The sequence below is a fragment of the Brevibacillus parabrevis genome (genome assembly GCF_003710905.1).
In the GTDB taxonomy this organism is placed as follows: domain Bacteria; phylum Bacillota; class Bacilli; order Brevibacillales; family Brevibacillaceae; genus Brevibacillus; species Brevibacillus parabrevis.
The window spans coordinates 389,931-414,195 of the sequence record NZ_RHHV01000006.1; the positions used below are offsets into that span (position 1 = coordinate 389,931).

At 52.7% G+C, this 24,265-nt stretch carries 25 protein-coding genes; 1 reads left to right on the forward strand and 24 read right to left on the reverse strand.

What is annotated here, in order from left to right; translation table 11 throughout:
• Positions 1–4: 4 nt before the first annotated feature.
• The 19 genes from EDM60_RS08265 to EDM60_RS08355 all read right to left on the reverse strand — a co-directional run bounded on the left by EDM60_RS08265 (position 5) and on the right by EDM60_RS08355 (position 19,425).
• Complete coding sequence (locus tag EDM60_RS08265; protein WP_122963542.1) at positions 5–1,519, reverse strand: AAA family ATPase; 1,515 nt, start codon at positions 1,517–1,519, stop codon at positions 5–7.
• A complete protein-coding gene (locus EDM60_RS08270) occupies positions 1,512–2,039 on the reverse strand; it encodes a hypothetical protein (RefSeq protein WP_122963543.1) in 528 nt (175 codons plus the stop codon). Before EDM60_RS08270 ends, EDM60_RS08265 begins: the two co-directional genes overlap by 8 nt.
• A 171-nt stretch (positions 2,040–2,210) precedes the next feature.
• A complete protein-coding gene (locus EDM60_RS08275) occupies positions 2,211–2,690 on the reverse strand; it encodes a cell wall elongation regulator TseB-like domain-containing protein (protein ID WP_122963544.1) in 480 nt (159 codons plus the stop codon).
• 30 nt (positions 2,691–2,720) lie between these two features.
• Entirely contained in the window at positions 2,721–3,416 is a 696-nt protein-coding gene (locus tag EDM60_RS08280; RefSeq protein ID WP_122963545.1) for a hypothetical protein, read from the reverse strand.
• Between the two features lie 377 nt (positions 3,417–3,793).
• On the reverse strand, positions 3,794–5,098 hold the full coding sequence (locus tag EDM60_RS08285; protein ID WP_063226990.1) for an amidohydrolase: 1,305 nt from the start codon (positions 5,096–5,098) through the stop codon (positions 3,794–3,796).
• A gap of 15 nt (positions 5,099–5,113) precedes the next feature.
• On the reverse strand, positions 5,114–5,737 hold the full coding sequence (locus EDM60_RS08290; protein WP_122963546.1) for a redox-sensing transcriptional repressor Rex: 624 nt from the start codon (positions 5,735–5,737) through the stop codon (positions 5,114–5,116).
• 15 nt (positions 5,738–5,752) lie between these two features.
• Positions 5,753–6,649 (reverse strand): ComEC/Rec2 family competence protein, encoded by an 897-nt coding sequence (locus tag EDM60_RS08295; RefSeq protein ID WP_122963547.1) that lies wholly within the window; start codon positions 6,647–6,649, stop codon positions 5,753–5,755.
• Between the two features lie 41 nt (positions 6,650–6,690).
• Positions 6,691–9,597: an ATP-dependent DNA helicase DinG gene (dinG, locus tag EDM60_RS08300; protein ID WP_122963549.1), complete on the reverse strand. Its 2,907-nt coding sequence runs from the start codon at positions 9,595–9,597 to the stop codon at positions 6,691–6,693.
• A 90-nt stretch (positions 9,598–9,687) separates the two neighbouring features.
• The gene (locus EDM60_RS08305; RefSeq protein ID WP_122963550.1) at positions 9,688–11,187 is read right to left on the reverse strand and encodes a tetratricopeptide repeat protein; all 1,500 of its coding nucleotides are present in this window, start codon (positions 11,185–11,187) and stop codon (positions 9,688–9,690) included.
• Positions 11,188–11,277: 90 nt separating this feature from the next.
• Positions 11,278–11,661, reverse strand: coding sequence for an aspartate 1-decarboxylase (gene panD, locus EDM60_RS08310; protein WP_122963551.1), 384 nt, complete (start codon positions 11,659–11,661; stop codon positions 11,278–11,280).
• Positions 11,662–11,714: 53 nt separating this feature from the next.
• Positions 11,715–12,578: a pantoate--beta-alanine ligase gene (gene panC, locus EDM60_RS08315; protein ID WP_122963553.1), complete on the reverse strand. Its 864-nt coding sequence runs from the start codon at positions 12,576–12,578 to the stop codon at positions 11,715–11,717.
• Entirely contained in the window at positions 12,575–13,429 is an 855-nt protein-coding gene (gene panB, locus EDM60_RS08320) for a 3-methyl-2-oxobutanoate hydroxymethyltransferase (RefSeq protein ID WP_122963554.1), read from the reverse strand. Before panB ends, panC begins: the two co-directional genes overlap by 4 nt.
• A 262-nt stretch (positions 13,430–13,691) precedes the next feature.
• Positions 13,692–14,675, reverse strand: a complete 984-nt coding sequence (locus EDM60_RS08325) for a biotin--[acetyl-CoA-carboxylase] ligase (protein ID WP_122963555.1) — start codon at positions 14,673–14,675, stop codon at positions 13,692–13,694.
• Positions 14,665–15,888 carry a CCA tRNA nucleotidyltransferase gene (locus EDM60_RS08330; RefSeq protein ID WP_122963556.1) on the reverse strand — a complete coding sequence of 408 codons (1,224 nt, stop codon included), beginning with the start codon at positions 15,886–15,888 and terminating at the stop codon, positions 14,665–14,667. The genes EDM60_RS08325 and EDM60_RS08330 overlap by 11 nt, the downstream gene beginning before the upstream one ends.
• Positions 15,889–16,043: 155 nt before the next feature.
• A complete protein-coding gene (bshA, locus tag EDM60_RS08335; protein ID WP_122963557.1) occupies positions 16,044–17,159 on the reverse strand; it encodes an N-acetyl-alpha-D-glucosaminyl L-malate synthase BshA in 1,116 nt (371 codons plus the stop codon).
• 20 nt (positions 17,160–17,179) lie between these two features.
• On the reverse strand, positions 17,180–17,875 hold the full coding sequence (gene bshB1, locus EDM60_RS08340) for a bacillithiol biosynthesis deacetylase BshB1 (RefSeq protein ID WP_122963558.1): 696 nt from the start codon (positions 17,873–17,875) through the stop codon (positions 17,180–17,182).
• Positions 17,872–18,282, reverse strand: a complete 411-nt coding sequence (locus EDM60_RS08345) for a methylglyoxal synthase (protein ID WP_063226978.1) — start codon at positions 18,280–18,282, stop codon at positions 17,872–17,874. Before EDM60_RS08345 ends, bshB1 begins: the two co-directional genes overlap by 4 nt.
• 50 nt (positions 18,283–18,332) lie before the next feature.
• A complete protein-coding gene (gene dapB / locus EDM60_RS08350; protein WP_122963559.1) occupies positions 18,333–19,085 on the reverse strand; it encodes a 4-hydroxy-tetrahydrodipicolinate reductase in 753 nt (250 codons plus the stop codon).
• Positions 19,078–19,425, reverse strand: a complete 348-nt coding sequence (locus EDM60_RS08355; RefSeq protein WP_122963560.1) for a nucleotide pyrophosphohydrolase — start codon at positions 19,423–19,425, stop codon at positions 19,078–19,080. The genes dapB and EDM60_RS08355 overlap by 8 nt, the downstream gene beginning before the upstream one ends.
• A gap of 231 nt (positions 19,426–19,656) precedes the next feature.
• Here EDM60_RS08355 and EDM60_RS08360 point away from each other — a divergent pair, with 231 nt between their 5' ends.
• The gene (locus EDM60_RS08360; protein WP_063226975.1) at positions 19,657–20,514 is read left to right on the forward strand and encodes a YitT family protein; all 858 of its coding nucleotides are present in this window, start codon (positions 19,657–19,659) and stop codon (positions 20,512–20,514) included.
• A 69-nt stretch (positions 20,515–20,583) separates the two neighbouring features.
• Here the strand turns inward: EDM60_RS08360 and EDM60_RS08365 are convergent, their stop codons facing one another.
• From EDM60_RS08365 to EDM60_RS08385, 5 genes are all read right to left on the reverse strand, one after another.
• Positions 20,584–21,399 (reverse strand): sporulation protein YpjB, encoded by an 816-nt coding sequence (locus EDM60_RS08365; protein WP_122963561.1) that lies wholly within the window; start codon positions 21,397–21,399, stop codon positions 20,584–20,586.
• 49 nt (positions 21,400–21,448) lie between these two features.
• Positions 21,449–22,048, reverse strand: coding sequence for a DUF1405 domain-containing protein (locus tag EDM60_RS08370; RefSeq protein WP_063226973.1), 600 nt, complete (start codon positions 22,046–22,048; stop codon positions 21,449–21,451).
• Between the two features lie 75 nt (positions 22,049–22,123).
• Complete coding sequence (locus EDM60_RS08375; RefSeq protein WP_122963562.1) at positions 22,124–22,918, reverse strand: menaquinol-cytochrome c reductase cytochrome b/c subunit; 795 nt, start codon at positions 22,916–22,918, stop codon at positions 22,124–22,126.
• 29 nt (positions 22,919–22,947) lie between these two features.
• A complete protein-coding gene (gene qcrB / locus EDM60_RS08380) occupies positions 22,948–23,619 on the reverse strand; it encodes a menaquinol-cytochrome c reductase cytochrome b subunit (RefSeq protein ID WP_049740092.1) in 672 nt (223 codons plus the stop codon).
• A gap of 1 nt (position 23,620) precedes the next feature.
• Complete coding sequence (locus tag EDM60_RS08385) at positions 23,621–24,139, reverse strand: Rieske (2Fe-2S) protein (protein WP_063226971.1); 519 nt, start codon at positions 24,137–24,139, stop codon at positions 23,621–23,623.
• Positions 24,140–24,265 lie beyond the last annotated feature (126 nt).

Below are 24,265 nucleotides of genomic sequence, written 5' to 3' on the forward strand. Positions count from 1 at the left end.
TTGATTACGATACAGCCGCTTCCTGTCTCGTTTGGGACAAGAGCGCCCTAAATTCATCTCCTTGCAGCACTTCTGCTTCCAGCAGCGTACCCAAACCAGTCTGGAACACCGCATCGTACTGGCGAAGCAAGCGGTGCGTCTCCTCCAGCAAACGGGACAAGAGTCGCTCTACCTCATCGTGAATCCTCGTTTTGTCTACGTATTGCAGGTGGACAATCCCGAGGTCCGACATCCCGCTGGACACGATTTCCTGAGACATGCCCAGCGCTTGCTCGAAGTCGTTTTTGGAGCCGGTACTGCGTCCGCCGTAGTAGATTTCCTCTGCTACTGCTCCGGCGAGGCTGACCATGATCTGTTTCTCCAAAGCGTCCCTTGTGTACAAATAGCGGTCTTCCATCGGATTTTGCCGAACGTAGCCGAGCGCTTTGCCGCGCGGGCTGAGCGTTACTTGCGAGACAGAACCCGGACGCACGACCTCACTGATGATCGCATGTCCCAATTCATGCAAGGCGACGCGCTTTTTCTCTTCCTCGGAAGCCTGGCGGTCGACTTTTTCTCCGAGCATGACCTTGTCTACGGCGTAAGCAAAATGCTTGGCCATGATCTTGTCGCTTTTGTCGCGCATGGCGTAAATCGCTGCCTCGTTCGCGACACTTTCCAACTGCGCTCCCGAGAAGCCGAACGTCTCCTGCGCCACCTTTTCCAACACCACATCCGCGCCCAGCGGCTTGTTTGCTGTATGGATGGTCAAAATCTGCTCGCGCGCAGGCTTGTCAGGCAAATCTACCGTAATGTGCCGATCAAAACGTCCTGGTCGAAGCAACGCGGCATCCAGCATGTCTTTGCGGTTCGTTGCCGCCATGACCAAAATGCGCGGTTTCTCGCTCGTCGCTACGCCATCCATCTCGGTCAGCAGCTGGTTCAACGTTTGGTCGTACTCCCGTTGTTGCTGCCCATCCCTTTTTCCGCCGACAACATCAATCTCATCGATAAAAATAATCGCGCTGTCCTGTCCGTTTTTCTCGGCCATCGTCTTCGCCTCTTTAAACAGCTCACGGACACGCTGCGCTCCGACACCTACATACATCTCCACGAATTGCGAGCCGGAAGCCGCGACAAAGGCAGAGTTGGTGTAGTTCGCTGCCGCTTTTGCCATCAACGTCTTCCCGGTACCAGGAGGCCCGGTCAGCAGCACGCCTTTGATCGGACGAATGCCGTATTGCTCAATCTTGTCTTTGTAGACGAGAAAATCAAGCGATTCTTTCAGCTCTTTTTTGGCGCGTTCCTGACCGCCGATATCGGCAAACTGCACGTCCGACTTGGGAATCTCGTGCTTGTTCTGCTTCCGTTTGCCGCCGAGCGCCACATTGCCGCCCTGACCGTTTTGCTGACGGATGACGAGGAAATAAATCGCCCCCAGCACGGCGGCGAACAAAATAAACGGTGTGATATTCACGCCCAGAAACACAAGAAAAACGAGTATCGCAGGAACGACGCCGATCAGTACCTCTTTACCCACGAGCCGTCACCTCTTTTGCCTCGGAACGGGGAACAATCGTATAAAAGTCCTCCGTTCCTTTTTTCAAATAAACGTAGATGTTTGCGTCATCCATAAAAGCATCTGCCGCATCGAGCTTGTTCGTCTGTTTCCACTCCGCAATCAAGGCAGGAATGCGGCTGTATTGATGCAAATCCAGCGCTTCGGTGAAAATAAACTGGCCGCTTTTCCAAACCTGTGTCATGGCTTCCGACTGATTCGCTACCACGATAGCGACTTGCTTGTCGCCCGCAATATTTTTCGTTCGCGCAACCAGATCGCGATACTCCGCCGGAAATGCCTGCGGATTCGTCACTTTTACATCTATCTGAATTTTATCTTTGCCTACATGAAAATTACTGAGTGTAGCTGATTGCATCTGGCTGACTTCTGTACGGATCGGCTCTTCAATCTCCATCTTCTGATACAAGAACCATCCTCCAAACAGGAGAGCCAGTGTCGCCAGCAAGGACAACCCGATTGCACTTTTTTTCAACTGCACAGCTAGTCCCCCCATATCGCGTTCTCGTTTTCTCTCTTGTCAACGAACCCAGTATATCACATGAGTATATCAATTTTTTATACAGATGTTGGGTGGCATGCCAAACAGGCCTTTTCCAACAAGGAAAAGACCTGTCGCGAGCGTATATACCATCTGGGTCAAAACAAGCAATCAGGTAGGCGACAATACATAAGAAGCGAGCAGGGCGCCACTGAACAAGTCATAGTGCAAGTAATGATAGCGACCGTTTGCATCCTTCACGGTCACTTCCCAAAACTTCTTGTCCTTTTCAAGTCCGGGCACGATATGGGTAATCTCGGACTTCGGAAAAGCCTTGTTTACCGCATCCTCCACATTTTTGCGCGGAACGGCAAGATCCATGCGATCAAACGATACTTTGTCTGCGGTCATCCAGGCTACTACAGGCGTACCGGCTTTGTTCTTCCCGATCACCACGGCATAGCTTTCCGTACCGCGATATTCGTCGATGGATTCGATTTCGGCAATCGTCGTCCTCGTCTGCACCCACTCACGTACGGTCGCATCGAATTGCGTGCGCTCTCCTGCTACGGAAGCAGTCAAATGATAGGCGAATCCCGCGATTGTCAACAACAGCGCGGCGATTACTCCCACGATAATTCTCACTAACACGTTTTTGGTAACTCCTTTATGCGGTTGACATTACAATCGGAAACGAAGCTGGTCCTGTTTGATCCCCGCCACGGTTCTGATTTGCATTTCCAGCTCCAGTTGGCGAAGCGCGCCTGTGTCAGGCTCATACCAGAGCTGATATTCGATGTTGATCCCTTTGGCAAGCTCAGGGGTAATATCAGCGATCGGAAAGGACGGCCCGAGCCACATCGCCAACAAGGATGTCACTTTTTCCGGCGGCACCGTGAGACGATAACCGCTCCAGTCGCTTCCCGAAGTATCGGCGATCGTCTGCGGCTCGACCGATGACAGCACGCTTTGCAACAGGACAGCGTGTTCATACGGCGTAAACAGGGCGTAAGGGAGTGCTGCATGATCCTGAACTTGTCCGTCTATTGTTACGGTAACCGGCTGCTCCTGGTTACGGCTGATGGCCAGCTTGTGCCCGCCGATTTCTCCGTCCAGGCTGAATGTCTCATGCCGATAGCGGCCATTCAGCGCTTGGTCCTGCATGTAAACGAGAAACGAGCGCTCCTCTGACCGAGTCAGCTGTTCCAAAAGTTGCGGCACGGCATACGCCTCTCGTTTGCCAATCAAGCCCTGTTCATTCCCGGCATCGGCAGCTGAACGGTTCCACAAACCAAAAGAGCCGAGCGCCATCCCGAGGCCAAACAGGCCGAGAAAGATCGGGATCAGCCACCATAGCTGTTTGGGCCGGACGTACATCTGGCGTTCCCCCTGTCCCATTTTTGTCATAGCCTATGCTATACGGGAAGGTTTTAGAACGGCACGGAAAACTTGCTAATCATAGCTCGGGGCCAAGCGGTCATACTACTTATACACCCGCAAGGAGGTGAGCGCGTGAAGTCGCCGCAACAAAACGCATCTCCTGACATACTTGGGTTTTTGCTACAAGAATACCGCGTCTCCTGGGCTGGACTGTCTTCTCCCTTGCGTCAACTGTCGCACACACCCACACTGCATTTTCGCCATCATCCCCTGACAGAGCTGTGGCGAAAATGAGCACGGCACGATGTAATACCCAAATTCCCCTACCTACACCTACACTCCCTTACTCCTGTCCCACACCAGACAGGAGCCTTTTACCGTTTCAGCGCAGCGAATACGCGATTGGCTTCGTAGATGGCACGCTCTTCGTCGATGGTGAGCAGCTTGTGGTTGCGCATCAGGAACTTGCCCGCAACGATTGTGTCTTTGACATCACGGCCGTTTGCCGCATACACGACATGGGAAATCGGCTCATGCGCAGGATGGAAATGCGCCTGGTGGCTGTCGAGAACGATCAGGTCAGCCTTTTTGCCTACTTCAATGCTGCCGAGCGTATCAGCCTGGAACACACCGTCTGCCCCGTAGCGAGTAGCCATGCGCAGCGCCTCTTCAGCCGGAACGGCTACCGGGTCGTTGTTCACGCCTTTGTGCAAAATCGCTGCGAGTTTCAGTTCTTCAAACAGGTTGAGGTTGTTGTTGCTCGCCGAGCTGTCTGTTCCGAGCGAAACGCTCACGCCTTTTGCCAGCATTTTCGGTACAGGTGCTACCCCGCTTGCCAGCTTCAGGTTGCTGACGACGTTATGGGAAACTTTCACTTGATATTTTGCCAAAATGTCAATCTCTTCATCCGTCAAATGCACGGCGTGGGCAACCAGTGTAGGGCGGTTGAACATGCCCAGCTTTTCCAGGTGAGCGACTGGACGCAAACCGTAATCTTTCTCGTTTTGCCCCACTTCCCATGCCGTTTCAGACATGTGGATATGCAGCGGCAAAGACAGCTCGTCCGCTTTTTCAATAATTTGGCTGATAAACTCAGGCGAGCACGTATACGGTGCATGCGGTGCCATCATTACGGTGATACGGCCATCCGCCTGGTTGTGCCATTCTTTGGCAAAAGCGGTCGCATCGCGCAGCTTGGTCTGTCTTTCTTCCTCGGAGCACAGACCGATCATGCCGCGGCACAGGCGGGCACGCATGCCGGATGCATCGACTGCCTTGGCTACTTCGTCCATATGATCGTACATATCGACGAATGTCGTGGTTCCGGTACGGATCATTTCAATCAGGGACAGTTGGGTTCCCCATTTGACAGAATCAGCGGTAAATTGCGCTTCCAGCGGCCACATTTTCTCTTCCAGCCATTGTTGCAACGGCAAATCGTCCGCATAGCCACGCAAAAGCGACATGCCCGCGTGTCCGTGTGTATTGATCAAACCAGGCAGGATGAAGTCGCCTTTTTGGTCGATGACTTCATCGTAGCCTGCATCGGAAAGGTCTTCAGGGGTAGGGCCTACATATGTGATTTTGTCGCCTTCGAACGCGACAGCTCCATCGTGGATAACCTCGTTTTGTTCATTTACCGTAATCACTGTTGCGTGGATGAGGATGGTCTTTTTCATGACTACACTCCATTCTTACGTTAAGTAGTAGGCCAGGCTCTGCAAATTGGAAGTCACATCCGCATAGTGGATGCGCACATCCTTTTTCGCGCGAATTGTCGTAGGAGCAAAATTGAGGATTCCCTTGATACCCGCTTGAGTCAACTGATCACATACGGATTGCGCAGCCGGTGCGGGCACGGTGATAATCGCCAGCTTGATTTGTCTTTGCGCAATCGTGTCCGCCAGCTCATTCAATGGCTGAATCGGGATGCCCGCCACTTCTTTTCCCAGCTTGCCGGGATCATTGTCAAAAATGGCCGCAATCCGCATGTTATCTTTCAAATAAGCGTTGTAGTTGCTGATCGCATGGCCCAAATGGCCTGCTCCAACGAGCGCGACGCGTATCTCATCCGTCAGCTTCAAAATCTGGCGAATTTTTTCCACCAAGTAATTGACGTCATAGCCAATTCCTTTTTTCCCGAAATCGCCGAATGTTGCCAGGTCTTTTCGGATTTGGGCCGGATTCACATCCAAGTTTTTGCCCATTTGCTGGGAGGAAACAGTAGTTACCTCGTTTTGCTGCAAATAGCTGAGGTAACGCAGATAAATCGGCAGGCGGCGGACGACCGCTTCCGAAATCTTTTCGTGTTTAGCCACGCTCGGTCTTCCCCCCTATTTCTTTTGCTTGAATACCCTGTAATCTTTCCCGTTGGACAAGATCGTGATCGATCCGTCCCGGCCCGTCATATACGTCTCCGCCCACGACTCGCCCAACCGCTCCAGCACCTCGGTCTTGCCCTCTTTTTGCATGTCGCGCTCTGTATTGCTCTGGATGATGGCGACCTGAGGATCAACCCGGGAGAGAAAAGGCTGCGAAGTTCCTTGATTGCTGCCCTGGTCTCCCACTTTCAGCACAGCCGACTTCAACTGCTCGGGATGGCGGGCGAGCAAGCGCTCCTCGGCCTGTTCGTTGATGCCGCTCACAAACAAAAACCGCAACTGATCATGCGTCAGCGCAAAAACGAGCGAATTGTTTTGCGGCGACAAAAACAGCGGCTCGCTGGGCAGCAGTACATCCATCGTGATGTCGGTGTCGAGAATCAGCTCCTGGTTCTCCTCGAGTTCTCTTTGCTTCGCGATCTTGTCGTACGGAACGAACTGGCGGATCGAAGGCGCAATCAGCTTGGGCACAATGACGGAATCAATGATGATTTGCTGGTGTAAAAAAGGGAATCCTCCTGCATGTTCAGGCTGATCGTTCGTCAAGACCAGATAGTCCAGGCGCGTCAACTTCGCAGCGGAAAGATGCGCGGCCAAAGCTGGCCAATCCTCCGCGCTGCCCGTATCAATCAGCATGGTTTTCCCGCTCGGCATCCGCACCAAGGTGCTTTCTCCATGAGGAAGCGCCCAGTAAGTGATGACAAGACCCGTAAACTCCGCTTCGTTCTCGGTTGCAAACGGGTCGTCCACCTTAACGGCTTCCTGCAAATGGGTATCGATGGAGCATGAACATAGCAATGCCACACATGCGACGAGAAGCAGCCAGGCCCACTTTTTTTTCCATAACATTTATTTTATCACCTAAATCCCTGCTAGACTATTGCTTCATTTTATGAATCTGGCAGGGATTGCATACGTAAGAACGGTTCAATTCGCTCGCGCAGCGTCGGCCAGGAGCCTGTCTCCACCTGAAACGGCGGGAGCGATTGCAAAAAGGAACGGCCGTAGCGGGATTCGACCACACGCGTATCGAACACGACCACAACGCCCCGGTCCAAATGGTGACGAATCAACCGTCCGACTCCTTGCTTGAACAAAATGACGGCTTGCGGCAGCGCCAGCGACATGAATGCGTTTTTTCCGTCTGCTTTCAAAGCTTCCGCGCGTCCCTGGTAAACCGGGTGGTTGGGCGGCGTGAACGGCAGCTTGATGATAACCAGACTGCTCAGCCACTCTCCTTGGATGTCCACGCCCTCCCAGAAGCTGCTCGTGCCAAGCAAAACGCTTCGTTCCATCGAACGAAACAGACTGACCAGCTTGCTGCGGTTGTTGCTGTCAATGCCGTGTCCAAACAGCGTGTACGGCTCCGGTTCCCCGGCCAGACGCTCTTTCATGGCTTGATACACCAGCCGCAACATCGAATGCGAGGTGAACAAAATCAGCGTCCTGCCTTTTGACGCCACAACCACGTCTACACAGCCTTGGATGATCGCTTCGAGATACGTCTGGTCGTTTTCTTTTCCCGGCGCCGGAAAATCGGAAGGAATCAATAGCAGCCCCTGCTCTTCGTAATGGAACGGCGATGGCAGCGACAGCGTGCGTACCCGCTCGGCAGGCAGCTTGTCGAGGCCAAAGCGGCTCATGACGTAAGAAAAGCTGTTTTTGACCGTCAGCGTAGCGGAAGTCATGATCAGGCTGCGCTTCTGGGAAAAAAGCGGCTCGGCAAGCGAATCCGCGACATCGAGCAACGCCGCAGACAAGTGCACCTGCTTGCGGGCCGTGCGCGACTCGACCTCCATCCAGTAGACGTAGTTCGGATCTTGCTCTTGCAAAAAGAAATGCAATAGCTCCATCACATTTTGCCATTCCTTCACCAGCCCGAACAAATCCGTCTGCAAGCTGCGGATGAGGAAGGGCGGCTTCTCCTCTTGGGGAACGGGAACCAGTTTCAGCATCTGTTCCAGTCTGGAAGCGAAGTCTGTCATGGCGTCGATCAGCTTTTTCGTCACCTTGCGAATTTTTTCTTGTTTTCCCGTGAAAGAAGCTACCCGATACCGCACCGTCTCCCTGCCTGCATCTGTCGTCTCCTCGGCGCGCTCGGAAGCCCATGCGTACAGAAACTGCGTCCATTGCTGAGCCTTGTCGCGCAAAGACGCAGACAGCTTCTTGCACTCCAGAAGAACCGTGTTCAGCTCTTCCTGGACAGACGGCTGCCAGCTTTGCATTTCCTCGGCAAAGCGTGCAATCGCTCCCCCCTCCTCGACAGAAGCGCGGTCAAGCAAAAACATCACCTGTGTCGTTGTCAGCTGCTTGCCCAAGTGCTGTGTCGCGGCATCTTCCAGATGGTGTGCCTCGTCGAGAATCGCGACCTCGTACGGCGGGAGAATCCGGTTCTCTGCCTGCAAGTCGCTGATGAAGAGAGCGTGGTTGACGATGAGCACATCTGCTTCTTTTGCCCGGTCTTTCGCCTGAAAATAATAGCAGCGGCTAAACCACGGACAGGCCCGGTTCAAGCAAGAGCTTGTATCGCTTTTCACCTGCTGCCAGAAAAGCTGTCCGCTCGGAGGCAGGCTCAGCTCCTCCACATCGCCCGTTTCGGTCTGCGTTAGCCACGTGAGAAGCTGACCTTTTGCCAGCCGCATCTCCTGGTTGCTGCCCTCTACCGGCTCCTCCAATGCCATCTCGAATTTGCGCAGGCACAAATAGTTGCCCCGGCCTTTCAACGTCGACGCCGTAAAAGCAAAAGGAAGTGTCTGCTGCAACGTGGCGATCTCTTTATGGAACAGCTGCTCTTGCAGTTGAATCGTGTTCGTGCTCACTACAAGCTGCTGTTGATTTTGATACGCCCAAATGATCCCGGGCAGCAAGTACGCCAGCGACTTCCCTGTGCCTGTCCCTGCCTCCACCAAAAGGTGCGTGCCCTCCTGCATGGCGTCGAAGACAGCGTGCATCATCGCTTCCTGTGCTTCCCGGCGCTGGTAGCCGCTCATGCTGGCATGCATCTGGCCTTTTTCGTTCAGCATTTCTTCCAGCTGCTCGCTGAACGCTTTTCCGTAGCTCCGTTCCGTCTGCGGGCGCTGGAAACTCGCCTTCAGCTTTTCCTCGCGCTTTTTCAAAGCCAGTTGGCGGTATATATCCCACAGCGGTGAAGCTTGCCGTGCTGGCTCGTCGCCCAGTTGTGGCAGCTCCGCCAGCTTTTCCATTTCCATTTGCCGCAAAAGTGTCGCGATGTCCGAACGAAACGACGATACGAGCATTTGCAGTCGTTGAATCGTCACGAGCGGCAACTGCTGCAAAATATCGAGCAAGTGCAAGAAGAGCTGGGCGGTTGCCAGCGCGTCACTGTCGGCCTGGTGAGGATTGTCATGCTCGATCGCAAGCTCCGACGCCAGTTCCCCAAGCCTGTAGCTGTTTTGCATCGGCAAAAGCAAGCGGGACAACTCGACTGTGTCGAGCACATATCCGTCAAACGCATAATAGCCCTGGCTCAGCAGGGCTTCTTGTAAAAATTGGAGATCAAAGCTTGCATTATGGGCAACAAAAGCTCGTCCATCCAATAAGCGCAAAAATGTCGGGAACACCTCTTCCAAAGTAGGCGCGTCAGCCACCATTTCATTGGTGATCCCTGTCAGTTGCGTAATAAAAGGGGGGATGTCCTGTCCGGGATGAATCAGGGTCGAGAAGCATTCTGTGATCTGCCCGTCGTCGATCGCCACAGCGCCGATCTGAATAATGCTGTCTCCCTGCCGCGGATGGCTCCCCGTCGTTTCAAAGTCTACTACCAGTAATCGATTCAAGCGTTGTCACCTCGTAACCTGGGCGGAACCTGTCATCCGCACTCATTCACATTCGGCAACAGTGGGAAATATTCCTGCTTCCGACTGCAATTACGGCTGCACAAGCTCGTTTTGCACAGCTTCTGCGCCGAGCTTGCTCGCGCACAGCTGCAAGTAAAGCGGGATTTCCCGAAACTGGTCTGCGTGAGGCAACGTTCGCTGGAAATACTGCTCAGCCAGCCGCCAGTTTTCCTCCACCATCGCCAGTCTCCCCAAGTGGAAGTACCCAAGAGAACGGATATACGGGTCCGCATCATCCAGAAACAGCTTGGCCAACCGCTTCGCTTCCAGCGTCTCTCCGACTTTTTCAAAAGCGGAGATCATTCCGGACTGCCCCAGGCGGTTTTCGCTGTTTTTTGCCAAAATGCCGCGAAACGCTGCGATGGCCCCCGGGATATTGCCATCAAACAGCTGCATCCAGCCGTAGCTGAACACAAAATCATCCTGCTCTGGCGCCAGACTGATCGCTTTTTTCACAAGCGTCAGCGCTCGTTTGCTCCCGGCGATCAGCCAGGTGTTCCATGCCAGCCCGTGCCACGTCCAGCCTTCCTTGGGCAACCGTTCCGTCAAAAAATGATAGCACACTTGTGCCCGGTGGTAATTGCCCACAGCTTCGTACAAATGAGCCATTTCCTGCAACGTCTCGTTATCGAGCTCGCGGTTGGGCAAAGTCAGGCTCGATGGGGCAACAAGCTCTGCCGTCTCGTCCATCTGCATCAGCAATTTGGCGGCGCGAAGCCATAACAGCTGCGCCTCCCAATCTTGCTCGTGCTTTTGCAAATAACATTCGATCTCATCGAGCGCTTCCTGGGCATCGCCGTCCATCAAGTAGCAGAGAGCGAGGTTGTACTTGGCTTCCTCCTGCTCAGGCTTTACTTCCAGCGAGGTTTTAAAAGCTTGCACGGCCTCCAGCCACTGCTTCTCCTCCGCTAATATGCAGCCGATGGCATTGCTGCTGATCGCCACGATCGCAGGCGAGCTTGCCGATTTTCCCAACAGCCGAAACTCGCGAAAAGCCATTTCCTTGTCGTCGCAAAACAACAGGCTGTAAGCGTAATACAGCCGACCGCTTTCCCAGTCCGGCGCTTCTTTCACCAGCTCGGCAAAACACTTTTTCGCGTCCTGAAACATGCGCAGATGGTAAAATCCTTCTCCGCGGCGAAATACAGGCTCGTAAGCGTGCATCGCTTGCGGCAGTTTGTCGGCTTTGGCTTCGAATTTCGGCTCGGATTTTGACTCGCTTGCCGTCCCTTTTTGGCCATCCTGTTTATGGTCCGTCGCTAACGGTTCTTTTTTTAAGGAAACGGGCTTGGCCTTTTCCTCTTGCGTCTCTGTCGGCAGCTGCCCTTCCATTTGCTTGATGTGCCGGATCGCGTTGGACAGCTTCTCTTCAAATTGCAGCCACAAATCGACGACCGTATCGCTGACCTGCCGCAAGTAAAACAGTTGATCCGCTAATTGAAGCCTTTCCTGCTCCGATGCTTCCTGCCACCGTTCCTCTATCGTCTGTGCTTTTGTGCGCAACGTCTGAAACCAGTCTTCGATCTTCACGAAAAAGCCACCCCCCTGTGAGGCATGAGTAGTTTCATTGTCTCACAAGGCAGGTGGCTCTATGCGCAAAGCCAAAGGCAAATGCTTTGTCTACAGGATCGTCGCGTGTACTTCCTCGCCAAGCATTTCCTTGATCCGGTTCTTCTCGTCCATGATCGCCACTTTTGGCTTGTACGTACGAGCTTGCTCATCGGTCATCATGGCGTAGGCGATAATGATCACGATATCGCCTTCCTGAACGAGACGGGCTGCTGCGCCATTCAGGCAAATTACGCCACTTCCTGGCGCTCCTTCAATCACATACGTTTCCAGACGCGCCCCGTTGTTGTTGTTCACGATTTGCACTTTTTCATTGGGCAAAATATCGAGCGCATCCAAAATATTTTTGTCGATCGTGATGCTCCCCACGTAGTTGAGGTTCGCTTCTGTCACTGTTGCGCGATGGATTTTCGCTTTCATCATAGTGCGAAACACAGGCATTACCTCCCTTGTCATCCTTATGGAACTTTTTCGCTTACCACGTATGATTAACGGACAGACGCGATCAGGTTGTCAATCAAACGTGTCTTGCCAAAACGGACAGCAAGCGCCACGATAATGTCTTGTCCGGATGTCTCTTTTTCGATTGGCTCCAAATCAGGATAACCCAAAATTTGGATATAGTCGATATCTGCCAGCGGTTTTGCTGCAATCATTTGCTCGATACGCTCTTTGATCTCGGCAAGCGGCTTGCCCTCTGCGAGCCACTCTGCTGCCTGCTGCAAGCTTTGCGACAGGATGAGTGCCTGTGAGCGTTCTTCTGCGGACAAATACACATTGCGCGAGCTCATCGCCAGTCCATCGGCTTCCCGAACGATCGGGCATGGCACTACCTCTACCGGAACGGACAAGTCTTTGACCATTTGCGTGACCACGGCTACTTGCTGCGCATCTTTTTGACCGAAAAACGCATAGTCAGGCTGGACGATGGAGAACAGCTTCAAGACCACCGTCGACACTCCGTCAAAATGCCCCGGCCGAGAAGCGCCGCACAAAGGTGTCGTGACGTTCGCTACCGATACCGTCGTCAAGATCGGCTTGGGATACATTTCTTCGACAGTTGGTGTGAACAGCAGATCGACTCCCGCTTCAGACGCCATCCGGCTGTCACGCTCGATATCGCGCGGATACCGTTCAAAATCTTCATTCGGGCCAAATTGCAGCGGATTGACAAAAATGCTCATGACGACGAGGTCGCACTTTTCTCTCGCTGCCTTGACCAGACTGAGGTGTCCTTCATGCAAAAAGCCCATCGTGGGCACAAAGCCGATTGTCTTGCCTTGCCGCCGTGCTGCTTGTATTTGAACGCGCACATCCTCGATTGTGGATAGCTGCTGCATCGTTTGAATCATGATTGGGTCACTCCTTCTCCGTACAGCTCCTTGATCGTCTCTTCCGATGCACGAAACACGTGATCAGGCCCCGGAAAGTGACGAAGCTCGACTTCTTTGACGTACGTGGCGACTGCCTCGCGAATGGATGTGCCGATGTCAGCGTAGCGCTTGACGAATTTCGGCGTCAATTGGGAAGCGTAACCAACCAGGTCGTGGAACACGAGCACTTGTCCATCACAGTCTGCCCCAGCACCGATGCCGATTACGGCAATCTCCAGCTTTTGGGCAATCATTTTGGCTACCTCTTGCGGCACGCATTCCAGCACAATCGCAAAAGCGCCAGCTTGCTGCAAAGCCAATGCGTCATCCAGCAATTTTTTTGCCGCTTCCAGATCGCGTCCCTGCACTTTATAACCGCCAAGCTGATGAACCGACTGCGGAGTCAGGCCGATATGTCCCACTACCGGAATGCCTGCCTGAACCAATCGGGTGATCAGAGGCGCAAGTTCGCTTCCGCCCTCCAGCTTGACTGCTCTGGCGAGTCCCTCCTGCATTAGTCTTCCCGCATTTTTCACCGCTTCTTCGATCGTGCCGTGATAGCTGAGAAACGGCATGTCCGAAACGACAAAAGCGCGTTTGGCCGCTCTTGTCACCGCCTTCGTATGGTGGACCATATCGTCCATCGTCACAGGCAGCGTGGAGTCGTAGCCAAGCACGACCATGCCGAGCGAGTCGCCAACGAGAATCATGTCCGCGCCAGCGTCCTCCACCAGCTTTGCCGATGGAAAATCGTAAGCTGTCACCATCGTGATGGGAATGCCCGCTTCTTTCTTTTTGCGGATGTCCGAAGTCGTGACTTGTTTTGTCATTTGCGTCTTCTCCTCTTTCGCGCCAAGCTTCGTGGATAGAGAGGAATAAAAAAACCTTCTCGCTCATAAAAGGGAGAAGGTTGTCCATGCCAAAGAGACATACTTGTCTTGAACGGATTCCTTCTGTCTCGGTCCACAAAGGCTCTGAGCAGATTTTTGTCCTTGCGTATTTGCCTTATCTATACACCATTTGCTGCAAAAATACTCCGGGAGTACCGTTCTTGAAAAGATACAGCCTCCCTTTTGGAGTATAGCAAATCATCTACACATTTGCACGATAATTGACGTCCGCCGAATACACTTTATGGATCTGGCCTGCCCGATCTTCCACCATGAGCACGCCTTCCTCATCAAGCCCTATCGCTTGACCTTCCAGCTTTTGCGAGATCGTCTGGACGGTTACCCAGCGGCCAATCGAATAGGAGTTGGCTTCCCACTCTTGCTTCACACGCGCGAAGCCTGCGCGCAAGTAATGGTCGTACTCTTCCTCGAAGTTTTGGCAAAAGCGCTGGATGAACGAAACGCGCTTGATCGGAGTGCCTGACTCGATTCGCAAAGAAGTCGCGATAGACAACAACTCTTCGGGAAAGTCAGCCTGTACACTGTTGGCGTTCAGCCCAATGCCGATCACCAAGTAATTGACGCGATCCGATTCCGCGTTCAGCTCGGTCAATACCCCACACACTTTTTTGTCCCCGATAAAAATGTCGTTCGGCCACTTGATTTTGACAGGAAGCCCTGTTTCCTCGCGAATCGTTCTCGCGACAGTCACCGCTGTCAGCAAAGTCATCTGCGGCGTTTTCGGCAGCGGGATCGCAGGGCGGACGATCAGGCTCATCCAGATGCCTGTCCCTTTCGGAGAGTGCCAGGGACGTCCCAGCCGCCCTTTCCCCCCCGTCTGTTGCTCCGCCAAAACGAGCGTGCCTTCCTGTGCGCCTTTTGCCGCAGCCTCGTGCGCGAGCGGCTGCGTGGAGACGACCTCATCATGGGCGATGACATGCTGTCCGATCCGCGCGGTAGACAGCCCCGCCATGATTTCTGCCGCAGACAGCCGATCAGGCGCTGCAAGCAAGCGATAGCCCGACTTGCGGACAGCTTCTACCTCGTACCCATCCCGCCGCAACTCCTCGATGTGCTTCCAGACCGCTGTTCGCGAACAGCCGCACGTCTGGCTCAGCTCTTCGCCGGAAATAAAGCGTCCCGGCTGATCGCGAAAGGCTTGAAGAATGACTTGTTTAATGTTCATCTTGCGCAACCTCTTTCTTTGCAGCTTCAATCAAATCATGGGGGGTGTTCGGCAATCCGTGCAGGGCCGCTTGCCGCAGCAGCGTCCGCAACACGTGGACAATCCATTCCCCCGGTTTCTTTTGCAGGGCGAGTTGCAGATCAAGCCCGGTTATCGCAAGTTCCTTCATGGTTTTGACCGGCATCGCGTGATATTGTTCGGACAGGCTCGCCAGCATGGCTTGCGGCTGTTGATTCCACCAGCATGCCAGCAAAAGCTGGGCGAGCTGCTCGCATTTTTCCCAGCCTGCTTCGAGCAACAACTGCCCCCACTCAAGCGGTTTTGGCTGATCCCACTCCGGTTGCAAATGCCGCAATTGCTCCACAAAAAAACCGATTGCTTCCGTCTCCCGCTTGGACATTCGCAAAAGCTGGCAGGCAGCGATCGCTTCCTCGGAGGTAAACTGCGCTGCGTAGAACAGAAGCGCCCATTTTTGCGGCAGACTGTTTACATGCGCACTCCGCCAAAATTGGGAAGCCGAATCGCGAAACAATCGCTGCAAGACAGGTGAATAGCCAAACAGTTCCGTTTCGTTGATCAGATCGCAACCGATTTGCGGGGCTTGGCTGCCGAGCATTTTATTCAGCTCTTCCCGGACACGCTCCACAGCGATATGCGCCAAAAGCGAAGCCGTCTCGCTCATGGCAGCAAGCGTCCTGGCCTCAATCGCAAAACCGAGCTGCGCCGCAAAGCGAACGGCTCGGAGCAATCGCAGCGCATCTTCCCGAAAGCGCTCCAGCGGTTGTCCCACGGCCCTGACCAGTCGCGCTGCCATATCTGCCTGACCGCCAAACGGGTCCTGAAGCTCTTTCATCCGATTCATCGCCATGGCATTCATCGTAAAATCCCTGCGCTCCAAATCCAGTCTGAGATCGGACACGAACTGGACGTCTGCCGGACGGCGATAGTCTTCATACTTGCCTTCCGTCCGATAAGTCGTCACTTCAAAAAATTGCCCCTCGATCCTGACAGACACTGTCCCATGCTTGAGTCCGGTCGGAACGTGATCGGGAAACAAGCGGATGACGTCGCCAGGATGGGCATTCGTACATATATCTATATCGTGCACGGGCCGAGACAGCAGCCAATCGCGGACGCATCCGCCGACATAGTAAGCTTCAAATCCGTGATTCTCCAACGTCTCAAGAACCCGGTTTGCCAGATGGAGCGTCATACCGCTCCCCCCTTTCTCGCATGGTTCACCCGATGTTATGAGGAGGCGACACTCATGAGATTTTTGTATGGGCTGTTCATTTTTGTATCCAAGTTGCATCAATTGGTGAAAAGCCGATTGTCCCGCCAATAGCTGTTGTTGCCCGTATCGAGTGCTTATCCGAGCAGCTTGGCGTAGAGCGCCTCGTACTCGGAGGCAATCGTTTCGTGACAAAACGTTTTGCAGGAGCGTTCGATGCTGTTCGCGGAAAACTGGCGATACATTTCTTCATTTTGCAACAGACGAATCGCCGCTTGCGCCATGCCTTCGACGTCTCCGATCGGACGCAAAAAGCCGTTGACGCCATCGACAACCACTTCGGGAATCCCGCCAGCCACGGAAGCCACGACAGGAACGCCACACGCCATTGCCTCCAGCGCAACCAGGCCGAAGCTTTCCTTTTCCGACGGCAAGAGCATCAAGTCTGCCATGGACAACACTTCCGCTACGTCCTCCTGTTTGCCCAAAAAGCATACGTCCTCTGTCAAATCTTGCTCGGCGATTTGCTTGCGGACGGCCCCCATCTCCGGTCCTTCCCCAATCAGGATCAGACGCGCAGGCATCTCTTGTCTGACTCGCGCAAAGATGTCAATGACATCCGGAACGCGCTTGACCGGACGGAAGTTGGATATGTGCATGAGGATTTTCTCCCCGTTTGGAGCGAACACTTTTTTCAGGTGCTCTACCTCTTTCGGGTAGTAGCGCCGCTTGTCGACGAAGTTGTACACCGGAACGATTTCTTTTTCGACGTGCAAAAGCTCTTTTGTCTGCTTGATCAAATCTTTGGATACAGCCGTCACGAGATCGCTGCGCTCAATGCCGAAGCGAATCATGTCGCTCAAGTTCGAGTCATACCCCAACACGGTAATATCGGTCCCGTGCAGAGTCGTGACGATTTTCAGATGATCCCCGACCATTTGTTTCGCTAAAAACGCACACAGCGCATGTGGCACGGCATAATGTACGTGCAATAAGTCCAGCTTTTCATTTTTGGCCACCTGCGCCATCCGGTTTGCCAGCGTCAAATCGTACGGCGGATATTTGAACACGTCATAATGGTTCACTTCTACTTCGTGGTAAAAAATATTCGGATGGAAGGCTCCCAGGCGAAAAGGCATCCCGCCGGTAATAAAATGCACCTGATGCCCGCGCTCCGCCAACAGCTTGCCAAGCTCTGTCGCGACAACCCCTGAGCCTCCCAAAGATGGGTAACAAGTAATCCCAATGTTCATTTCTTAGGTGTCACCCCTTTTCACAAGCTGTTCAATACATAAGGCGCAGCACTGACAAATCCTTCTGCATACGTCACGCCTGCTTGTTGCCCAAACAAGCGCTCGCGATACTCGACCGATTCCAGATACCCGTTGGTCAACGGAGTCTGCACACTGCCTTCTTCCAGCTCGAATTGACTGCGGTAGCAGCGGAGCACTTCCATTTTTTGCGGGTAGATCGCGGTAATGTCGACCACAAACTGGGGTGTGACCGTCGAATTAATAAAATAGTACAGAAATTGAGCAGGGCGATACGCTGGCAGCTCCGAATCAGGCAAATACTTGCGGATACCCGCATTGAAGATAGCTTCCCGCACGATGCGGCTTACGCTCTCATGATCGGGATGCCGATCGGAAAAATACGGAGCGAGCACTGTACGCGGACGCGTTTCGCGGATCAGCTTCACGACCCGCTCGATCGCTTGCTCCCTGACGCTCTCCAGCCCGCGGTCAGGCAAGCCAAAATTGTAGCGCGCCGCAACCCCTAGCAGCTTGTCAGCCGCAGCCGCTTCCTGTTGTCTGCGCTCCACCGTGCCATTCGACGACAGCTCGGCGTACGTCAGATCGAGAATCGCTGTACGCTTCCCGGATTGCGCCGCCAAAAGCAGGCTCCCCGCCGCGCCGATCTCCACGTCATCAGGATGCGCACCAATCGCCAAAATGTCGAGTGAACTCATGCCTCATTCTCCTCGTGCAGCACCTCGCGCCAGGACAACTCCCCGCGCTCCAGCGCCTTGAGCATGATTTCCGCAGACCCAAGGTTGGTGGCAAACGGAATTTTATGCACATCACACAGCCTGAGCAGCGCAATAATGTCCGGCTCATGCGGCTGCGAAGTAAGCGGATCACGCAAGAAAATAATCAGATCCATCTCGTTTCGGGCAATTTTCGCCCCGATTTGCTGGTCGCCCCCCAGAGGTCCTGACAAAAATCTGGTGAGTTTCAGCGAAGTGGCATCCATGATTCTTGCGCCTGTCGTACCCGTGGCATACAGCTCATGCTCGGCCAGGATCGACTCGTAGGCCGTTGCCAATTGGACAATCTCTTCTTTCATTCGATCATGCGCTATCAATGCAATTTTCACGAGAAACTCTCCCTTATGTCTCGATAGAGATCGCTTTTTTAATCAAACGTTTAATCAATCAAATGTTCCAGCCCGTAAATCAAACCGTACATGCTCATCACAGCTTTGATCGCCAAGTTGACGCCTGGCATAAACGACTCGCGATTGATGGAATCGTGGCGAATCGACAACGTTTGCCCGGTCGCACCGAACAGCACTTCCTGGTGAGCAACCATTCCCGGCAAGCGGACGCTGTGAATGCGGAAACCTTCGTACTCGGCTCCCCGCGCACCCGGAATCGTCTCCACTTCTTCCGGGTGTCCCTGCTTCAGCTCCTGGCGCACAGCAGCGATCATTTCCGCCGTCTTTAGTGCTGTGCCGCTTGGCGCATCCAGCTTGCGGTCGTGGTGCAGCTCGATGATCTCCACATGCGGCATGTACTTCGCTGCCATCGCGGAAAATTTCATGCAAAGAATGGCCCCAATCGCAAAATTCGGAGCAATGATCGCCCCCAGACCCGCTTCTTTGTAGCGATCGGTCATTTCCTGCAACTGCTCGGGAGTCAACCCGGTCGTCCCGATCACAGGTCGAACGCCGTGTGCCAAACACAGCTCCATGTTTTTGTACACGCTATGCGGTGTCGTAAAATCGACAAGCACGTCAGGCTGCATTTCTTCCATTTGTTTGGCAATTTGTTCCGCGTCAAGGCGCGTATCCAGATTGCCGGTATAGATCATCTGGTCGTCCTGCGCCAGCATTTTGACAACTTCCTGTCCCATGCGTCCGTTGGCGCCCGCCACCGCTACGCGTATTTGTTTATTCATGCGGATCGTTCTCCTCAATTCTTGTCCAGCGATCTTTATCGCGTGTGTTGAATTTGTGCATAATACGATCAAACGCTTCCTGCAAATCAATGCCAAGCGAGTTGGCGAAGCAGATCACAATAAACAGGACGTCGCCCAGTTCTTCTTCGACCGTTTTCTCGCCTTCGTCTTTCTTTTTGGGCTTTTCGCCGTAAAAATGATTGATCTCCCGTGCCAGTTCCCCGACTTCTTCCGTCATGCGAGCCAGCATGGACAGCGGTGAAAAGTACCCTTCCTTGAATTGCGATATGTATTGGTCCACTTCCTGCTGGATTTCTTGCATTGTTTTTTGCCGTTCCATTCGCCCACTCCTTTGTTGTTTTCATCCTTCTCTCTTTCACCTATCGTACACAAAAAGGCTGCGTTTGCCAAATCTCAATACTTCCTCTTCCAACATATGGACAATCAAATAATCGGTCATTTATAATGGCTTTCGTATGACCCTCAGGCATCAAGGTTTTCGCTCGCACAACTGCACAACATGTCGGACAAAAAAGCATCCATTTCGGCTCCGGCAAAACAGGAGGACACTATGAACATCCGTTTAAAGAGCATCATCGCCATCATTATCGGTTCTGCCATCATGGGATTCGGCATTAACGCCTTTAACATCCCCAACCATCTTGCCGAGGGCGGTATCACGGGGATTAGCATTTTGATCAAGCTATTGTTCCCGGTCGTAGATCAAGGGATTGTCTTTTTCGTCTTGAACGTACCGCTGTTTTTGTTAGGTTGGAAAATTCTCGGCCGCACGTCTTTTTTCTACACGATTTTAGGAACGGTCGCCCTTTCCGTCTTTCTCTCCGTCTTTGACGGCGTCATGCCGCTCGTGATGAAAGATCGACTGCTCGCTTCCCTGTACGCTGGTGTAGCTGTCGGCGTCGGTTTGGGCATTATTTTCCGCTATGGCGGAACGACTGGCGGAGTAGACATCATCGCCCGCTTGCTGCAAAAATACATGGGTGTCAGCATGGGTAGAACGCTGTTTTTCGGCGACATCCTCGTCATCGGCGCATCGCTCATCTACTTGAACCTGGAGAGCGCGATGTATACGCTCGTCGTCGTGTTTATCGCAGCGCGCGTGATCGACTTTTTCCAGGATGGGGCTTACGCCGGAAAAGCGCTGACCATCATTTCCAATCACGCCGAGCAAATCTCGAAGCAAATTCTCGATCTCGGCCGTGGCGTAACGCTTCTGGCGGGTAAAGGAGCTTACTCTGGGGAAGAAAAGAAAGTCATTTACGTCGTCGTCAGCCGCAACGAAGTCATGCGCTTTAAAAACATCGTGCAAGAGATCGATCCGCACGCTTTCGTGATCGTCAATGACGTGCACGAGGTGCTGGGCGAAGGCTTTACGCTTGATGAGAATAAAAAGCCGCTGCATGATTAAAGCTTCAAACGCAACAAAACCTTGCCTGAGCATAAGGGCAAGGTTTTTTGTGTACGCTTCCTTCCGTTTTCAGGTGGAGCGAATTTCGCCATCGTACTTTTTCCACGCCACATAAGCCAAAGCGGCAACGAGCGCAATCGCAATCGAGAGCAGCATCGTCATGGGCGAATCAGGCCGCATCATCAGGCGGGCAAAAGTGCTCTTCTCCTCGCCGACAAATGCCGTCTGAATGGAACCGTTCAAATCGCGCAAAGCTTCCCTGATGAGCTGCCAGTCCATTTGCGCGTTTCTCATCTCTTTGGAAATGACATCGTAAGCCGAGGAAATCGAAGCCAATTGCTCCTCCGGCAGCTGGATGCTCATGCCCGGTTTGATCGCCAAAAACAGCCGATAATTCTCGTCGAACTGCTCGCGAAATTGGGTGAAATTACGCTCTACCGCAGATTGCTGCAAGTTTTGCACTTGGGTGACAAGAGAGGGATAATAGCTGCGCCACATCGGCTGATGTTCATGCGTCAAAGCATCAATCGCTACCCGAACTTGCGTGGCGTGCCACAACAGCTGCTGCTCGCTCACGTTGGCCGAAGAAAAGCTTTTTTTCGCCGCCAAAATCGACTGCGTTACCGCGTTCAGGCTCTCGATTTTGAGCGGAGACGTCAAATGCTGGTTCGGGAACTTCTCCGCCAGTTGCACAATCCGCTCTTGTGCGCCTTCAATATCCCCTTTTTTTGCGTAATTCAAAAAATCATTGGCAATCTGATCCAGAGCCACTAATTGCTGTGCTTCGATCGGTTGATTCAGCTTGGAGTACAAACTGTGTATCGGCCAGGACAAAAACAATCCGATCGCCAAAAAGAACAGTAAAAACCGGATGTTTTTCTTCAACGCAAAAAACCTCCTTCCCCTAGTACAGCCTATGGAAAGGAGGACAAGATTAGACCTTGTTTATCGTGTGCTTGCTGTTCGCAATCCAAATAACCGATATGGATACCAGGCTGAGAAGCACAGTAAACAGCCCGACGAAACCATCGTACGGGTCAAGCACACTCGGCAGCCATGGGTGGATATCCATCACGTAATCCAAAAAGTCGTTGTTTAAAGTCCACAGCGCAGCGATCCCCACTGGCAGGATGCTCAATTTGTAAAAGCGTGCATACAGCACCGATTCAGCCGCCATTCCAGCATGTGAAATAATTAACATCACATCTGTCCAGCGTACTTCATTCCCCATCATCCAACCCGCCAAGATAATGCAAACGGCCCATACACCATACTTGAAATTCGTGATGCCTGCCAGTGCTTCCAGTACCGGGATGTGGCGACCCAACAAATAGGTAAGGATGACCAAAGTAAAAAGGCCACTACCTGTTGGGCTGTCTGGGACAAAAGGAGTCAAGTACGCTGGCGTTTCTGCCAGCTGGTTTTTATACCAGATGAATCCGTATATAGTTCCCAGCAGGTTTACGATAAACAGCGTCCATAGAAACCATCTTTTCCCCAAAGAATGCTTGAACCACTCCCATATCCAGATCATGTTTATCGTCTCCCGCTGTGTACGCCGCTAAAGAAAAAGCTGACCGCATCGTCAGCCAGCTTTTTCTCTATTAGCTTATTTCAAGGTTGCCATGTACTCGGCCAACTTCGTGATTTCCGCATCATCCTTGATCATGCCGCCTGGCATTGCAGGTGGCTTACCATTTTTGATGATATCGGCAATCTGCGTTGCATCGTATTTTTCACCGATCTTCTGGAGGTTTGGACCCATGCCGCCCTCCATGTTTTTGCCGTGGCAACCCATGCAGCTTGTTTGAGCTTTCCATACCGCATCTGCTGTAAAGCTGGTGTCAGCAGGTGCCGGAGCCGTTGCGTTGGAGCCATGACCAGCGCCACCAGAATCCTTGCTGGATGGATGGCTCAGGGAGTGCTCGTGATCCGCAGCCCACGTAAGGTAGAAAACGCCTACCAGAGCTGTCAGCATCAAACCAGTTGCTACCGGACGCTTGGAAGGACGGCGCTCTTTGCTGGTATCCAGCCAAGGAGCAAGCATCAGTCCGCCAAAGGCGATACCCGGAATAATGATCGTACCGAGGACTACCCAATCTCCCGCAGCCCAAGGGTATTTCAGCATTTGGTACAGGAACAGGAAGTACCAGTCTGGCAACGGAACGAATGACGTATCATTCGGGTTTGCCTTGTCAGTCAGCGGCGATGGATGAGAAACCGTCAGCACGAGGAAGCCGACCAAGCAAACAGCTGCCACCATCCACTCTTTCAGCAGGAAGTTCGGCCAGAACGGCTCATTTTTTCCCGGAAAGTCGGAGTAAGATGGAGAAATATTAGGGATACGCTTCGCCGATACTCGGGAATCTCCGACGAAGGTAGCATCTTTATCTTGTTTTGCCATGCTATTTCCTCCTTTTTATCGAAGACCCATTATAGTGGACCCGAGATACCTTGCGAACGGATCATAACAAAGTGAGCGCCCAACAGGCCGAGCAATGCGCCTGGCAGGAAGAATACGTGAATCGCGAAGAAGCGAGAAAGCGTTTGCGCACCTACGATGTCTCCACCTGTGAGCAACATTTTTACATACGGACCGATGAGCGGAACGGAGTTTGCAATCTCCAAACCTACTTTTGTCGCAAAGTATGCGGTGTTGTCCCATGGCAAGAGGTAGCCTGTGAAACCGAGGCCCAGCATGACGAAGAAGATCAGCATGCCCACAACCCAGTTCAGCTCGCGAGGCTTTTTGTATGCACCTGTAAAGAAAACACGCAAAGTATGTAGGAACATCATCACGATGACCAAGCTCGCGCCCCAGTGATGCATACCGCGTACGATTACCCCGAATGCAACTTCGTTCTGGAGGTATTTAACAGACTCGTAGGCGTTGATAATGTCTGGTACATAGTACATCGTCAAAAACATACCAGACAAGATTTGAATAACCGTAATAAAGAACGTTAGGCCCCCAAAGCAGTAAACGAAAGCAGAGAAATGGTGTGCCGGGTTCACGTGCTCAGGTACTTCGTGGTCGGCCAAGTCGCGCCACATCGGAGTGATATTCAGGCGCTCATCGACCCAATCATACATTTTTTGTAACATCTTAGCCGTTCACCCCCGGACGAGGATTTGCCTTTACCTTACCCAAATAAAGCTTGCCGTCTTTTACTTCTGTTTCGTACTCATCAAGAGATGCTGTCGGCGGTGTACCCAAGATGTGTTCACCGTTGATCGTGTAACGGCCCAAGTGGCATGGACAGAAATACTGATCTGGATGTTCCGGACTGGTATTCCAGTCAACGGTACAGCCCAAGTGCTTACAGATTGGGGACAGAGCAAGGATCTCACCCTTGTCGTTTTTGGTTACCCATGCAGACAACGTAGATTCGGATTCATACCAACCGTCCTTGGTATGTACCTTAAATTCAACGCGCTTAGGTACTGCGCTGAATTCATCTGGAGAACCAACTGCTACTTTATCTCCACCTGCATGTCCCTGCAGTAAAGGGTCAACCGCAAAGCGAATCATCGGGGTGATCATACCCGCAGCAAGGAACCCGCCAGTTCCCATCAGAGCGTAGTTCAAAAAAGTACGTCTGGAAATTTCGCGTTTGTCTCCCATCTCTTTTTTCCCTCCTTATCCTGTAAAATAGCGCTACGATGGCGTTTTCATACATATACACTAGGTCAATCCCAATCATAGCTAACGCCTATAAAGATGTCAAGAATGTCCAGCGGGCATGGTAGA